General features: G+C 70.8%; 14 protein-coding genes. 4 read left to right on the forward strand and 10 right to left on the reverse strand.

Annotated elements, in window-relative coordinates:
• Positions 1–183 precede the first annotated feature (183 nt).
• A complete protein-coding gene (locus VHD82_RS30775) occupies positions 184–852 on the forward strand; it encodes a LysR substrate-binding domain-containing protein (RefSeq protein ID WP_325712020.1) in 669 nt (222 codons plus the stop codon).
• Here the strand turns inward: VHD82_RS30775 and VHD82_RS30780 are convergent.
• The 5 genes from VHD82_RS30780 to VHD82_RS30800 all read right to left on the reverse strand — a co-directional run bounded on the left by VHD82_RS30780 (position 845) and on the right by VHD82_RS30800 (position 6,650).
• Positions 845–2,032 (reverse strand): ROK family protein, encoded by a 1,188-nt coding sequence (locus VHD82_RS30780; RefSeq protein WP_325712022.1) that lies wholly within the window; start codon positions 2,030–2,032, stop codon positions 845–847. The two genes, VHD82_RS30775 and VHD82_RS30780, sit on opposite strands and share 8 nt — an antisense overlap.
• 47 nt (positions 2,033–2,079) lie before the next feature.
• Positions 2,080–3,258, reverse strand: coding sequence for a xylose isomerase (gene xylA, locus VHD82_RS30785; RefSeq protein ID WP_325712024.1), 1,179 nt, complete (start codon positions 3,256–3,258; stop codon positions 2,080–2,082).
• A 57-nt stretch (positions 3,259–3,315) separates the two neighbouring features.
• Complete coding sequence (locus tag VHD82_RS30790; protein WP_325712026.1) at positions 3,316–4,401, reverse strand: nitrilase-related carbon-nitrogen hydrolase; 1,086 nt, start codon at positions 4,399–4,401, stop codon at positions 3,316–3,318.
• Positions 4,402–4,518: 117 nt separating this feature from the next.
• Positions 4,519–5,580 (reverse strand): isocitrate/isopropylmalate dehydrogenase family protein, encoded by a 1,062-nt coding sequence (locus tag VHD82_RS30795; RefSeq protein ID WP_325712028.1) that lies wholly within the window; start codon positions 5,578–5,580, stop codon positions 4,519–4,521.
• A 17-nt stretch (positions 5,581–5,597) separates the two neighbouring features.
• Positions 5,598–6,650 (reverse strand): hypothetical protein, encoded by a 1,053-nt coding sequence (locus VHD82_RS30800; protein ID WP_325712030.1) that lies wholly within the window; start codon positions 6,648–6,650, stop codon positions 5,598–5,600.
• A 126-nt stretch (positions 6,651–6,776) separates the two neighbouring features.
• Here VHD82_RS30800 and VHD82_RS30805 point away from each other — a divergent pair, with 126 nt between their 5' ends.
• On the forward strand, positions 6,777–7,955 hold the full coding sequence (locus tag VHD82_RS30805) for a Gfo/Idh/MocA family oxidoreductase (RefSeq protein WP_325712032.1): 1,179 nt from the start codon (positions 6,777–6,779) through the stop codon (positions 7,953–7,955).
• A gap of 80 nt (positions 7,956–8,035) precedes the next feature.
• Complete coding sequence (locus VHD82_RS30810; protein ID WP_325712034.1) at positions 8,036–8,854, forward strand: mycofactocin-coupled SDR family oxidoreductase; 819 nt, start codon at positions 8,036–8,038, stop codon at positions 8,852–8,854.
• Here the strand turns inward: VHD82_RS30810 and VHD82_RS30815 are convergent, their stop codons facing one another.
• The 3 genes from VHD82_RS30815 to VHD82_RS30825 form a co-directional block, all read right to left on the reverse strand.
• Entirely contained in the window at positions 8,855–9,418 is a 564-nt protein-coding gene (locus VHD82_RS30815) for a YbhB/YbcL family Raf kinase inhibitor-like protein (RefSeq protein WP_325712036.1), read from the reverse strand.
• Positions 9,419–9,514: 96 nt separating this feature from the next.
• Positions 9,515–10,087, reverse strand: coding sequence for a TetR-like C-terminal domain-containing protein (locus tag VHD82_RS30820; RefSeq protein ID WP_325712038.1), 573 nt, complete (start codon positions 10,085–10,087; stop codon positions 9,515–9,517).
• A 94-nt stretch (positions 10,088–10,181) separates the two neighbouring features.
• On the reverse strand, positions 10,182–11,561 hold the full coding sequence (locus VHD82_RS30825; RefSeq protein ID WP_325712040.1) for a carboxypeptidase regulatory-like domain-containing protein: 1,380 nt from the start codon (positions 11,559–11,561) through the stop codon (positions 10,182–10,184).
• Between the two features lie 153 nt (positions 11,562–11,714).
• On the opposite strand from VHD82_RS30825, the gene VHD82_RS30830 reads away from it, so the two are divergent.
• On the forward strand, positions 11,715–12,314 hold the full coding sequence (locus VHD82_RS30830) for a TetR/AcrR family transcriptional regulator (protein WP_325712041.1): 600 nt from the start codon (positions 11,715–11,717) through the stop codon (positions 12,312–12,314).
• A 27-nt stretch (positions 12,315–12,341) separates the two neighbouring features.
• Here the strand turns inward: VHD82_RS30830 and VHD82_RS30835 are convergent, their stop codons facing one another.
• Together VHD82_RS30835 and VHD82_RS30840 are read right to left on the reverse strand one after the other, a co-directional pair.
• Positions 12,342–13,769 carry a chlorohydrolase family protein gene (locus VHD82_RS30835; protein WP_325712127.1) on the reverse strand — a complete coding sequence of 476 codons (1,428 nt, stop codon included), beginning with the start codon at positions 13,767–13,769 and terminating at the stop codon, positions 12,342–12,344.
• Positions 13,769–14,977 (reverse strand): amidohydrolase, encoded by a 1,209-nt coding sequence (locus tag VHD82_RS30840; protein ID WP_325712043.1) that lies wholly within the window; start codon positions 14,975–14,977, stop codon positions 13,769–13,771. The genes VHD82_RS30835 and VHD82_RS30840 overlap by 1 nt, the downstream gene beginning before the upstream one ends.
• Between the last annotated feature and the right edge of the window lie 60 nt (positions 14,978–15,037).

Here is a 15,037-nt window from a genome sequence, read left to right on the forward strand (position 1 = left end):
ACCGCAGCAGTCACCAGGAATCCCACGGCGGAGCGCGCGACCGCTTTCCGCACCCGGCTCCTAATCAGTCGGACAGGCCGGGGCGTGCGGCCAGCAGGCCGAACAGAATTTCCGGCGCCACCAGCAGAAGCAGCAGCCCGATCGACCACGCCGACACGCTGCTGGCCCGGTGAGGAGGCCTGGGTGGAGCTGGACTCCCACCAGGCCGGTCTGGCCGGACCGCTGCGCATGTCCGGCTTCACCACCGCGATCAGCGGCCTGATCGCCCCCGCCGCCGGGCGGCTGGTGCAGGTGCGCGAGTGCGACGCCGCGGAGAGCCTCGACCTGCTGGTGGCGGGGGAAGTGGAGCTCGCGAGCGTGGAGCCGATCGAGGGCGGGCCGCCGCCGGACGACGCGCGGTTCGAGCAGAGCCCGGTGCTTGAGGAGCCACTTGTGCTGCTTGTGCCCGCCGACCACCCGCTGGCGAGCGCGGAATCAGTGGCGCTGGCGGACGCGGCGGCCGAGGACTGGATCGTCGCCGACGCGGGCACTGCGGCCACGCCCAGCGAGTGCGTGTGCTTTGTGCGGCGGCCGGCCTCGCCACGCATCGCGCACGCCGCCACCCAGTGGCCCGCCGTCTGGTCGCTCGTCGGGAACGGGCCGGGCGTCTCGCTGGTCCCGCGGCTGGCCGAGGGGCCGGCGGGCGAGGCGGTGGTGCGGGTGCCGGTTTCGAGCGAGCACATGCCGATGCGGATTCTCACCTGCGTGCGCCGGGGGAGCAGCCGGAACCCGCTCGTCGCCCTCGGATTACAGGTGCTCGACGAGGTCGCGCGTGCGCACCAGGCCGCCCCGATCCGCCTGACGGCTAGCTGAGCCAGGCAGCGGGATCGGCGAGGACGGTGGCGAGTTCGCGATAGGCGGCGCCGGTGGCGCCGGGCGCGAGGAGCGGTCCGGCGGGTTCGATGTGCGGCGGCGCCCAATGCGCCGAAAGCACGCGCGCGCCGAGGTGGGCCTCGACCTCGGGCGCGAGCAGTTCGGCGAGGTGCGCGAGGTGCCCGCCCAGCACGACGGTCGGGATGTCGAGCACGTTGATCACCCCGGCGAGCGCCACCCCCAGCGCCCGCGCCGTGCCGGACAGCGCCGCGCGGGCGCGTTTGTCGCCGCGTGCGGCCAATTCCGCGAGTTCCGCCGGGCTCGACGCCGGTGTCAGACCCGCCGCCGCCAGCAGCGCGTCGCGCCCCGCATAGGTTTCCAGGCAGCCCGTCGCGCCACACCGGCATCGCGGGCCCGCCGGGTCGACGCACACGTGCCCGATCTCGCCCGCCCAGCCGTGCCGCCCGGACATCACCTCGCCGCCGGACACCGCCGCCCCGCCGATCCCGATTTCCCCTGACAGGTAAACGAAATCGGCGAACTCGCCCGGCCGTCCCGGTGCCACGGCGGCGATCGTGCGCGCGGCCAGGTTCGCCTCGTTGCCCACGTTCGGTGACAGCCCCGAGAGCGCCTCGCCCTTGATCAGCTCCGCGGGCCGCACATCCGACCAACCGAGATTCGGTGCCCGCACGAGCAATCCGGACTCCTCCGCCACCAGTCCCGGCACCGCCAGCCCGGCCCCGACGAGCCGCACGCCCGCCGGCACCCCGCCGCAGACGCGGGCCGACAGATCCCCGAGCCGCGCCAGCGTCGGTGCCGGATCGCTGCCCACGAAGTCGTCGTACTCCGTGGCCTCGGCGACCACCCGGCCACGCAGGTCGATCACCCGCGCGGCCAGGAACCCGGCGTTGACCTGCAGCCCGAGCGCGGCCAGCGCCGAACCCGGGACCAGGGGAGTGCCCGGACGGCCCCGGCCGACGGCGCTCCCCGGCTCGGTCTCGCCGAGCACCCCGCCCGCCACCAGGTCGTCGGCCAGCCTCGACGCGGTCGCACGGGCGAGTGACGTGGCCGCGGCGACGTCCGCCCGCGAGAGCGGACGCGCCGAGGCACAGACCGTCCGGGTGACCAGCGCCAGGTTGTTCGCGCGCAGGGTCGACTGCCGGGATCCTTGTTCGGGCATCCGGGAATCCTAGCGGTACGGCATAATTTGTTTTATAGGTGAACTAATCAGCCGATGAGATGTTCGAGCGCGAGCTGCTGGAGCTTCACGAACCCGTAGTCCCGCTCGGCCGCCTTCTCGGCGTCGAACCCGTCGTCGGTGGCCAGGAACTGCGCCACCGTCTCGCCCTCGCCGAGCGTCGGCTGCGCCAGGTCGTAGATGCCGGAGTAGCGCATCGCGTCCTGCACCCGGCCATCCGCCCGGAACGCGCGCGCCTTCTCCGCGAGCATCAGGTATGTCGACATGCAGGCGCTCGCGGATTCCCAGACACCGTCGAGGAATTCCGTGCGGGACGGCTTGTAGTCGAAGTGCCGCGGCCCGGTGTAGCGGGGCGCGTCCGGGTAGCCGGGGAAGCCGTTCTCCAGCAGGTCCACGGTGAAGAACGCGGAGATCAGGTCGCCGTGCCCGAACACGAGGTCCTGGTCGTACTTGAGCCCGCGCTGCCCGTTGAGGTCGATGTGGAACAGCTTGCCGCTCCACAATGCCTGGCCGAGCGCGTGCGTGTAGTTGAGGTTGGCCATCTGCTCGTGCCCGGTTTCCGGGTTGAGGCCGACGATGTCGCCGTGTTCCAGCTGCGCGATGAGCCCGAGCGCGTGCCCCACGGTGGGCAGGAAAATGTCGCCGCGCGGTTCGTTCGGCTTGGGCTCCAGGCCGATTCGCAGGTCGTAACCCTGGGACTTGATGTAGCCCGCGACGGTGTCCAGGCCCTCCTTGTACCGCTCGAACGCCGCGTACACGTCCTTCGAACCGTCGTACTCGGCACCTTCGCGGCCGCCCCACATGACGAACGTGCTCGCGCCGACCTCGGCCGCGAGATCGACCGCCTTGAGCACTTTCCGCAGCCCGAACCGGCGCACCCCGCGATCGTTCGCGGTCAGCCCGCCGTCCTTGAAAACGGGGTGGCCGAACGTGTTCGTGGTGACCATCTCGATCACCAGCCCCGCCTTGTCCGCGGCGTCCTTGAGCCGCCCCACGATGCGCTTCTTGGTCTCCTCGTCCGCGTCGAACGGGAAGACGTCGTTGTCGTGGAAGGTGATTCCCCAGGCGCCCAGCTCGGCCAGTTTGTCCGAGTACTCCCACGGATCCAGCGCCGGCCTGCTCGGCCCGCCGAAGGGATCCGTGCCGGTCCACCCGACCGTCCACAGGCCGAACGAGAACTTGTCCCCGGTCACCGGTCGCCGCACCATCGCCCGCTCCTCCGATTTTGTTTTATGGAGTAACTTATTTGGCGGCGGCAAGGGTCGTCAAGGGGCCGATCGGTCCGCGTCGTACGGCTTTCGCCACACGCCGCGCTCCTGGAGCAGTTCGACCTGCCGTTCGGTCACGTCGCGGCGGAACTGTTCGTGCTTGGGCGGTTTCGCGTCCAGGTACCGGTTCTTCGGGTAGACCGGCCGCTCGTAGATGATCTGCGCGAGCTCGGCGCGGATGTCCTTGGCCCAGTTGCTGATCTGCGCGCTCGCCCGGTGGTGGCGCAGCGCCTCGATGTCGATCACGCCGCTGATGTAGGTGGAACCATTGGTGTCCAGCTGTTTGCCCACGATCGCCCCGCGATGGTTCACGATCATGGACTGCCCGCCGCCCGCGTCGATCGGGTGCTGGCTGTCCGGGTAGAGGTGGTAGCCGCCGATATTCGGGGCCACCACGTACATGTTGTTCTCCAGCGCCCTGGCGCGGTTGGAGATCTCGAAGAGGTCGTTCTCGGTGAACGGCGCCGGCAGCGAAGCGCGGTAGACCACCTCGGCGCCGTTGAGCGCGAGCCCGCGGCCATTCTCCGGGTAGCAGCCCTCCATCGCCATCATCACCCCGAGCCTGCCGATCGCGGTGTCGGCGACCGGCCAGAACGCGTCCAGGGTGCGGCCGTACTTCTCCACCCACCAGTCGAAGATGTCGTGCGGCGACACCGAGCGTTCCACCGGCAGCAGCGCGTTGAGCTTGTAGTGCTTCAGCAGGATCTCGCCCTCGGGGGAGAGCACGAAGCCGACGTTGAAGAACAGGTCCGGCCAGTCCGGGTGCCGGGCTTTGGCCTGCGCCATCAGGAATACGTTCCACGTCCGCGCCAGCCGGGCGAGCCGGTCGGTCTCCGGGCCGGGAATGTCGATGGCGCACGTGTGCGCGAACTCGGTGTGGTCCACGTCGAGGATCTCGTCGTTGAAGCCCTGCAGCGCGCCCTCGGGGATCGCCAGCAGCCGCACCGGGATGTCCAGGTTCGACAACCAGAACGCCGCTTTGGTGAGGCTTTCCAGGTGCTCGAGGTTGTGCTCGATGTCGGCCCGGGTCCGGATGCCCCAGAAGGTGGGGATCAACCCCACCGCGTTGTACGGCTCGATCACTGTCGTCTCCTCGAGGTTTTCCTGCACTAAACCTCACGACCGCAAGCGAAACCGATTATCCGGGCGAACCGGGCGGCGGGAAGCCGCCGGATGGCGAAACCGCGCTCGAGTGGCCGCTTACAGCGCCGCGAGAACGGCGTCGGTGAACGCGGTCGTACCGGCGTCGCCACCGAGGTCCGGGGTGGCGACGCCCGCACGAAGCGCGGCGGCGACGGCCGACTCGATCAGCTCGGCGGCGCGGCGCAGGGTGGTGTCGTCGTGGCGGGCGGCGAGCCAGTCCAGCAACATGCCGGCCGAGAGCATCAGCGCGCCCGGGTTCGCGATGCCGCGCCCGGCGATGTCCGGCGCGGAACCGTGCGTCGCCTGTGCCATGCCCTGCTCACCGGACACGTTCACCGACGGCGCGAGCCCGAGCGAGCCCGCGATCTCCGCCGTCAGGTCGGAGAGGATGTCGCCGAACATGTTCTCGGTGACGATCACGTCGAACTCCGGCGCGCGGCGCAGCAGGTGCACGGCCATCGCATCGATGTGGTGGTCCTCGACCGTCACGTCCGGGTACCGCGCGGCCACTTCGCGGCATACGTCGAGGAACATTCCGCTGGTCAGCCGGAGCACGTTTGCCTTGTGTACCACCGTCACGTGCCCGCGCCGGCGGCGGGCGAGCCGGCACGCCTCGTGCGCGATCCGCTCGATCCCGGGGCGCGTGAAGATCGCGTGCGCGATGGCGACGTCCGGCGTCGGCATGAACTCACCGGACCCGGCGAAGGTGCTGCGGTCGGCGTAGAAGCCCTGTGTGTTCTCCCGCACGATCACCAGATCCGTGCCAGGGTCGAGGGCCCGCGCGCCCGGGAAAGCCTTGGCGGGCCTGATGTTCGCGAACAGGTCGAAGTGTTTGCGGATGGTGCCGCTGGGATTGAGCGTGGACCGGTGCGGCTCGGGGTACGCCGCGTTGTCGTGCGGCCCGAGGATCCACGCTTCGAGCCCGGCCAGTGTGTCCACAGTCGACTCGGGTAGCGGCGTGCCGGACTCTTCGATCGCCGCGACGCCGACCGGCAACGGCACCCACTCCACCGGCTTCGCCCCGGCCGCGGCCAGCGCCGCGTCCACCACACGGGCCACCGCGGGCACGATCTCCGGCCCGATCCCGTCGCCTTCGAGAATCCCCAAGCGGTAGTTCATGCCCTGAGTATCGCAACTCACCCGTTCTCGTTGCGGGCGCGGCGTTCCCGCTCACGCTTGCTGAACGCGGCGCGGCGCACGGCGTCCTCGCTCTCCAGGCTGGAACCCAGCGCCCCGGCGACCGTCCCCATCGAACTGGCCAGCCACGCCAGATGCAGGTAGACGCCGATGGAGGCCTCGTGCCCGAGCGTCTTCGCCAGGTACCCGCCGGAGATCACGATGAGCGCGCCGGCCAGGGTCACCACGAACAGCAGCGCGTACATGCACACCACGCCGAAGGTGAGCGTGGTGATGCCCGCGGCGTTGTAGAGCACAGCCTGTTTGCGGGTGTCGCGCCCCCGCCCGTGCTCCCAAAGCCCGTTGTAGGCGGTCAGCCAGAGGACCATCACGGCGACGGCGAACAGGTTGATCACCGCGAGCCGGACCGGACTCAGCGCGTCGGCCATGCTCCAGATGCTGCTGTAGAACACCCCGAAGGCGGCCATCCCGGTCGCGGCCGCGAGCGCGCGCGAAAGGCTCGGCACGAGCCGCCACGGCCGGTTGTCGCGGACCATGCCGAACAGCAGCATCAGCTGACCGCGGAGACCCGGTAAGGTCAGCGACGTGTCGATGCCGTCGGCGGGATTTTCCAGCCGTCGCAGGGCAGTGGCCGGTTTCTTCCGCCTCGGGACCGCCACTGTCCCTTCGCCGAGTTCGGCCGCGAGCTGCACGAGGATGTCGCGCAGTCGCGTGCGCAGGCGCACCCCGGCGACGGCCGGCAATGACGCCAGCGCCACCCGGTGCGCCTTGCTCAAGGCGGCGATGACCGGCCGGTCACCGACGAGCCGGGGCAGGTCGGTGACGCAGATCAGGAGATCCCAGCCGCGCCGGGGCAGTTCCTCGTCCGCCAGCTCGGCGATCGGGATGGTGCCGTCGTCGTCGAGCACCAACGGGCGGCAGCGCAGCTCGACGGCCCAGTCGACGCTGTCGCTGACCTGCGCGCGCAGCGCCCCGGGCAGATCGTCCACCAGGCCGCGGGTCACCTCGGCGGGCAGCCCCGGGTCGGCCAGCAGCCCGACGGTCACGGGCATCCGTGCCTCCTCTCGTCCCGGGGGCTCTACCCGGTTTCACCGCTTTCCATGCCGGGTACGACGCGCCGGCAACGAGCTGTGCCGGCTGCCGGGGCTCGCCCGGCGCCGGAGACGAAAGGCCAGGAGATGCCCGGAAAAACGTTGCGGGTGGCCATGGTCGGCCACGCGTTCATGGGCGCCGCGCATTCGCAGGCGTGGCGGACCGCACCACATTTCTTCGAGCTGCCGCTGCGCCCGGAGCTCGCGGTGCTGGTCGGGCGCGACGCCGGACGTGCCGCACAGGCCGCGGAGCGGCTGGGCTGGCAGGAGAGCGCCACCGGCTGGCGTGCCGTCGTCGAACGGGAAGACATCGACCTCGTCGACATCTGCACGCCGGGGGACAGCCACGCCGAGATCGCGATCGCGGCGCTGCGGGCCGGCAAGCACGTGCTGTGCGAAAAGCCACTCGCCAACACGCTCGCCGAGGCCGAAGCGATGGCCGATGCGGCGGCACAGGCCGACGGGGTCCGCGCGATGGTGGGCTTCACCTATCGCCGGGTGCCCGCGATCGGCCTGGCCCGGCGGCTCGTCGCCGAAGGCAGGCTCGGGCGGATCCGGCACGTGCGGGCGCAGTACCTGCAGGACTGGCTCTCCGATCCGGACGCGCCCTGGTCGTGGCGGCTGGACAAGGAGCGCGCCGGCTCCGGGGCGCTCGGCGACATCGGCGCGCACATCGTGGACGCCACCCAGTACGTGACGGGACAACGCCTCACCTCCGTCAGCGGCGAGACGGAAACCTTCGTGGAGGAGCGCCCGCTGCCCGGCGGTGGCACGGGCGAGGTCACCGTCGACGACGCCGCGATGTTCCTCGGCAGGCTCGGCAACGGCGCGCTCGCCACCTACGAGGCCACGCGTTTTGCCCTGGGGCGCCGGAATTCGCTACGGATCGAGATCAACGGCGACCGCGGCAGCCTGGCGTTCGACCTGGAGGACCTGAACGTGCTGCACTTCTACGACGGCACCGAAACCCGCGCCACCGCGGGCTTCCGCCGCATCCTGGTCACCGAGCCTGAGCATCCCTACATCGCGGCGTGGTGGCCGCCGGGGCACGGGCTGGGCTACGAGCACGGGTTCACCCACCAGGTCGCCGATCTCGTCACCGCGATCGCCGAGGGCACCGACCCGGCGCCGTCCTTCGCCGACGGCCTCCAGGTGCAGCGTGTCCTGGACGCCGTCGAGCGCAGCGCCGCCGACCGTGCACAATGGACAGAGGTCCAGCGCGCGAGTGGCCGGCCCGGCGGCGGGCGGCGTAACCTACGAACGTAGCTTTTCCAACATGTGTCGGCGAGTGCGCGGCTGGCTGCACGCCGTAGCGGACCGGAGCTCTCAGCGAGGAGACCCAGAAGATGACGGAGCGTTTGGCGGGCAAGGTCGCGTTCATCACCGGTGCCGCCCGGGGCCAGGGCCGCGCGCACGCGGTCCGGCTGGCGCGGGAGGGCGCGGACATCCTGGCGCTGGATCTGGCCGGGCCGCTGCCCGGGGTCCCGTACGACTCGCCGACGCCGGCGGATCTCGCCGAGACAGCGGAACTGGTCGGGAAGACCGGCCGCCGGATCCTCACCCAGCGCGGGGACGTGCGGGATCTCGACGGCCTGAAAGCGTTCGTGGCGCGGGGGATCGCCGAGTTCGGCAGGCTCGACGTCGTGGTCGCCAACGCCGGTATCTGCATCCCGGCGGCGTGGAACGAGACGACGCCGGAGATCTTCCGCGACCACCTCGACATCAACGTGACCGGTGTGTGGAACACGGTGATGGCGAGCGCGCCGGAGATGGTGAAGGCGGGCAACGGCGGGTCGATCGTGCTGACGAGTTCCTACGCCGGCAAGAAAATGCAGCCGTTCATGATCCACTACACCACGAGCAAGCACGCGGTGACCGGGATGACGCGGGCGTTCGCGGCGGAACTCGGCCAGTACGGGATCCGGGTCAACTCGGTGCACCCGGGCCCGGTGGCGACGCCGATGGGCACCGGCGACATGGTCACGGCCATCGAGAAGACCAATGCCACCAACCCGAAACTGGCCGTCATGGGCACCACCTTCATCGACCCGCCCTACGCCGAGGCAGACCAGATCGCCGACGCCGTGGCCTTCCTCGCCTCGAGCGAGGCCGGCTTCATCACCGCCGAACACCTCTCCGTCGACGGCGGCTCCCAGTACTTCTGATCACGGGATTTCGTAGCTGCCGTCGAGCCGGGCGCGCGCCAGGACATGCCCGGCCATGGCGCGGAGTGCGTCGTCGAGGGTGAATTTTTCGGGCAGGCCGGGCTGCTGGTCCAAGGCGAAGAGCTGGAAGACGTAGGAGTGCGGCCCGTGCGAGCGCACCGGCATGGGGCCTGCCCAGCCTCGGCGGCCGAGCGGGCCTTTGCCGTGCCTGAGCCCGGAGATCGGGCTCGGGTCGGTGAGGCCGTTCTCCGGAATGCCCGGTAAGGCCGGATCGATGCCCGTGGTCAGGGCGTGGGTCGCCGCTTTCCCCAGCGGCACATCGGGGTCCTGCACGATGAGCAGGAGTTCCGCGGTGCCGGCCGGCGGCGGCGTCCAGGTCAGGGCGGGCGAAATGTCGGCGCCGAAGAGCCGGCCGCGGTGCCGGTCGGGAATCGGGTCGCCGTGCTCGAAGGCGGGGCTGGTGAGGGTGAAGCTCTCGGGTGCGGCCAGGTCGGGACGCGCCCAGGCGAGGGTGTGGTGTCCGGCGCGCCGGTTGCGGAGCGCGCGGCCGAGGGGGCTGGGCATGAGGTCCGTTCCTTCTCTTGGGTGCGCCGAAGAGTACTGGAGAGGGCCGCGGTGGCCAGATGCGCTCACGTCGGCTGCCGGCGAGATCGCCGATTCCTAGGCGTCCGGGGCTTTCGCGGCGGCCAGCAGGTGCGGCCAGACGAGGGCGCTGAGCTCGGCCGGGGTTTCGGGACAGTCGCGGCGAAGCCAGTCGAGGATCGTGCCCAGCAGGCCGGCCGCGATGAGCACGGCGGCGGTGTGGCCCTGCGCGGCGGCCGGGGCCGCGGCGGTGAGGTCCTCCTGCACCGCGCCGGCCGTGCGGTCGAGCAGCTGGTTGATCACGCGGGCGCTGCCCTCCTCGCCGAGCACCGCCCGGTACAGCTTCCGGTGCTCGACGACGTGCGCGAAAACCTGGGTGAGCAAGGCCTGGCCCGCCATGTCGGCGGCGGGGGTGAGTTTCGACGTGGCCGCGATGAGCTCGTCGAACATCGAGGTGCACGCGGAAGCCGCCAGGTCGTGCACGTCGGTGTAGTGCTCGTAGAACGTGGAGCGGTGCACGTCGGCCTGGGTGGTGACGTCGGAGATGGAGATCTGGTTCAGATCCTGCCCGGCGATCAGCTGCAGCAGCGCCGCTTCGAGAGCCGCGCGGGACCGGCGGCTGCGACGGTCCGTGGATCTCGGCGCTGGCATCCGGCCAGTCTAGTGCCTCGGCCCCGCCGGCCCGCGCGACTCGGTCCACTGTGGGCAGCGAAGATCCCCGAGCGCCACAAGGAAAGCGCCCGGTCTACTCGATCGGGACCACGCCCGCGCTGCCGATCGCGGCGGCGCCGTCCGCGCTGGTGTCCCGCTCCGGTTGCGCACCGTGTGCCCTGGCGAGCGTGAAGTCCAGGCGGGTGGTGGCTTCCCGGCCCGCGTCGACGCGTTCGGCCGCCGACCGGAAATGCGGCGCGACCACGACGACGGTCAGGTACTGCGGCGGCACGTCCTCCAGCGACTGGGTGTAGATCCCCGCACTGGACAACGAAGCGCGGCCGAGCTGCCTGCCGTGGTGGTCGGTGATCGTCACCGCGCCCCTGGTCACCGGCCTGCCCTGCGCGTCCCGCACGTGCCCGATCAGCACCGGCGACTCGGTCACCGGCACCGCCTCGGCGGCCTCTGCCGCGAGTTCGCCTTCGAGGTCCGTCGCTTCGGCCGCAGCGGCCCGCTTCGCCTTCGCGCCGCCCAGCACGACCAGACCGACACCGGCGAGGAACCACGCCGCCAGCACGAGAATCGGCCGCAGGGTCCCGGTGCCGCCGAAGTAGAGGATGCCGCGCGCGGCGTCGATCGCGTTGCCCAGCGGCATGACCGGGTGCAGGAACCGGAAGAAGCCGGGCACCATCTGCACCGGGATCGCGCCCCCGCTGGACGGGATGCTCAGCAGCACGAACAGGCCCATCGCCGCACCCGGGATGTACTGCTTCACGAACGGCGCCAGCCCGAAGGTCACCCAGCCGACCACCTGCGTCAGCAGGAACAGCACCGGCAGCAGCCACAGGTTGAACGGCATGACGTGCAGCGAAACGCCGAACACGAACGCGATCACCGACGCCAGCAGCCCGAACCCGGCCAGCACCCCGAGCTTGCGGCCACCCTGGATCGCCACCGCCTGGAACAGCATCATCACCGTGATGTAGCCGGCGATGTTGGCCACCATGAGGATATAGAACAGCCCCGCCCCGGTCTGGTCGCCGGACGCGGTGGGCGCGACGTCCACCACGTGGAGCTGTGCCCCGGATGCCTGCGCCGCGACCGGAGTGAAGGTGGCTTGCAGCGCCTGCACCAGTGACTGCCCGTCGGCCTTCGCCACGAACAGCGTCGACGTGGCCGGGTCGTAGGCGGCGACGATGTTCCGATCGAGGATCGCCTGCCGGGCCGCGGCGTCGTCGGCGACGGCGCTGATTTCGTACGCGCCCGGCGCCTTCGCGTCGAATGCCGTGGACAGCGCGGTCGCCTGCTGCTGCCCCACCACGGCCACGTCGACGTTGTGCAACGTGGGCGCGTGGAAGGGGACCAGATAGAAGATCATGAATCCGAATACGAAGAACAGCGGGAACCACAACGCGTTGAACAGCGTCTTCGCGCCGATCTTCGGTTCCGCCGCGTCTTGTGCCAACTCCGCCATGACGACGCCTCCAACCCCTTTCAGCCGTCGGCCGGCGGCTTCCCGATGACGATAGCACAAAACTTGCACTAATGCAAAATTGCTCTCGTGCAACTTTCGGCGGCGGTGGACGGCGGCTACGCTCGGCGAGGAAGAAGACGAAAGGTGGCAGCCGTGTCGGTCGGGGCGGCGGAGCGCGGTGAGGGCCTGCGCGCCCGCAAGAAGCAGGCAACCCGGATCGCGCTGCACGATGCCGCGATCCGGTTGATGACGCAGGCGCCGCCACACTCGGTCACCGTCGAGGCGATCTGCGCCGAGGCCGGTGTTTCGCGCCGCACGTTCTTCAACTACTTCGACAGCAAGGAAGAAGCCCTCTTCCTCTGGGACGAGGAATACGCCGGCCACGTCACCGACGCCATCCGCGACGACCTGCCGGATGCGTCGCCGATGGCCGCCGCGGGCCGGGCCGTGCGCGAGCTGTTCCGCCACACCGTGATGGCGCAAAGCCGTGCCCCGCTTCAGGAACTGCTCGTCGCGCATCCCGAACTGGTGGCGGCGGGACTGCGGGTGGGCCGGGCGTTGGAGGACGCCGTGGCCGAGGGCGTGGCCGCGCGGACCGGCCGGGACGCGGACGATCTCTACGTGCAGACGGTGTCGGCGGCGGTGAGCGCGGGCGTGCGCGTGATCAGCCGGAACTGGGCGAAGGCCACCGAGGCGGGCGTGGACCAGTTGTTCGCCGACGTGTTCGGGATCCTGGAGACCGGCGGGGCGTGAAGGTCACCGGCCGCCGCGACCCCGCCGTCATGGTGTCGCGACGACCGGGAACTCCGGCGGGAAGATCTCCGTCACCGGGCGGCGCCTGCGGTCGCGGGTCGGGTAGCCCTCCTTCAGCCGCCGCAGGATCTCCGCCGCGCGGGTCCGCGCGGAGGCCACGTCGAAGCCTGTCAGCTCACCATCGCGCACCACTGTGTGGCCGGCGACCATCGTCAGGCGCGGGTGCCTCGCGTTGCGGTTGTACAGCAGGGTGCGCACCGGATCGTCGAGGACGCCGTCGCAGATGTCGTCCAGCGGGAAGGCGACCAGGTCCGCCTGCGCGCCGGGGGCGATGCGGCCGAGGTCTTCGCGGCCCAGGGCGCGGGCGGCGTTCAGGGTGGCGGCTCGAACGTAGTCCGCGGGGCTCGCCGCATCCAGCCGGTGGTCCACGACCTTCGCCATGTTCACGCCGTAATCCATGCCTCGCACCAGATCCGGCGGGAACGAGTCGGTGCCGAGGGTGAGGTTCACCCCGGCGGCGCGGTACCGGCCGAAGGACTCCAACGCCGAACCGTACCGGGCCGAGGTCAGCGGACAGTGCACAATGGACACTCCGGCGGCCGCCAGCGCGGCGACGTCGTCCCGCCCCGTCGCGACGCGGGAATGGGAGTCGACGTAAATACCGTGCGGGATCAGCAGCCGCTCGCCGAGCAACCCGGTGCGCCGCAACACCGCCAGCGGTGACTCACCCAGCTTCGCGCGTTCGCCGAGGCCCTGCAGGCAGTGTAGCCGCACCGGCACGTTCAGCTCCGCGGCCGCCGCGGCCGTGGCCTTCAAGATCTCCTCGGTCACGGTCTCGATGCGGCAGGGCAGGAATACCGGCCGCAGCAAGGGATCCGCCTGCTCGCGAGCCCACCGCGCGAACCGGACCGCGTCCGCGAAACCCGCTTCACCCTCGGCCTCGTCCCACAGCACCGCCGGGGTGCCGTCGTCGAGCACGACGTTGACTCCACTGCGGTAGCTGGGCCCGAGGTACGTCCGCAGGCCCAGTTCCCTTGCCGCGGCCGCCATGTCGACGGTTTCGTCGAAGGTCTCGGCCCAGCGGCTGTGTGTTTCCGCCGCTATCGGCATCGCCGTGGTGACGCCGTGCAACAGCAGCTGTGTGAACGCATACCGGCGCACGAAAGCCTTGTCCTGCCGGGAAAGCACGTCGAACCGGCCGTACCGGAAATGGTGCTGCGACCAGTCCAGCTCGCTCGCGCCGAAGGAGTCGTAGATCGCGTGGTCGATGTCGGCCAGCGCGTCGAGGTCGATCAGGCCCGGCATCAGCAGCGCGGTACCCAGGTCGGTCGCCGGGGCACCGGTGGCCGGCCCGGCCGACACGATCCGGTCGCCCTCGACCACCACCTCGCCGTCGTGCAGCAGGACGTGGTCGCCGTCGCGGTAGGCCAGCACCCATTCCGCGCGCAGCCGCATCACACCAGCTCCAGGTCGTGCGCGACGACGCGGCCGGCGTGGAGCACCGTGCGGTGCGGCAGGCGGTCCATCACGGCCGCCGCGGGCGTCTCGCCCGCGAGCAGCACGAGGTCCGCCGGGTCGCCCACCGCCACCCCGGGCCGGTCGCCGACCCCATGCAGCGCACGGAATTCCGGGCTGAACACCGAGGCGCCGCCCCACGTGCCGACGGCCAGCGCGTGTTCCACGACCTCGTCGTTGCGGAAGCCGTTGGTGAACGCCAGTTGCCAGGTGCGGTCGAGGAGATCCGCGTTGCCGTACGGGGACCAGTAGTCGCGCTGGCCGTCGTCGCCGAGGCCCACGCGGATGCCCGCTTCCGTCAGCTTCAGCAGCGGCAACGTGTTCGGGCCTGGCGGGGCGACGGTCGCGACCGAGATGTCCAGCTCGGCCAGTTCCGCCAGCACCGGGTCCAGCCGGGGCGCGGGGGTGTGGGCGAGGGTGAAGGCGTGCGAGATGGTGACCTTGCCGTGCATGTCCAGGGCGCGCGTGCGTTCGATGATCTTGCCGAGGCTGAACAGGCCCAGCTCGCCTGGCTCGTGCAGGTGCACGTCCACCGCGACGCCGTACTTCTCGGCCAGGCCGAACACGACGTCCAGATGCCGCACCGGATCCCCGTCCACCCCGCACGGGTCGAGGCCGCCCATCACGTTCGCGCCGGTGCGCAGCGCCTCTTCCATCAGCTCCGGCACGCCCGGCTCGCGCAGCAGCCCGGCCTGTGGGAAGGCCATGATCTCCACGTCGGCCCGTCCGGCGTGCGCCTCGCGGGCGGCGGCGACGGCCTCGAACCGCTCCAGCTTGCAGTCGGCGTCAATCTGCGCGTAGCCGCGAACGCGGGTGACGCCTCGCGCGATCAGCAGCTCCAGCATGCGGGTGGACCGCTCGGTCATCGGGACTTCGGCGTCCCGCCAGTGCGCACGGTCGTGCAGCATGTTGGCCCAGACCCCGCCGGGGGAGTCGTTGGGCCGCCACGGCAGACCGAGCCGGGTCGAGTCCAGGTGCACGTGGACATCGGAGAACGAGGGGATCAGCAGGCGGCCCTCGCCGTCCAGCGCGCCCTCCGGAACGACGCCGCCCGCCGGGCGGACCGCGGCGATCCGGCCGTCCTTGATGTCCACATCGGACAGATCGCCGCCCCAGGGCCGGACCCCGGTGAGGTGCAGCTCACTCATGCGGCCTCCTCTCCGGACGCGGCAAGCCGCGGCAGTATCACTACGTCGGCCGGCATGGCG

It is taken from the genome of Amycolatopsis sp. (assembly GCF_035546795.1).
GTDB lineage: Bacteria > Actinomycetota > Actinomycetes > Mycobacteriales > Pseudonocardiaceae > Amycolatopsis_E.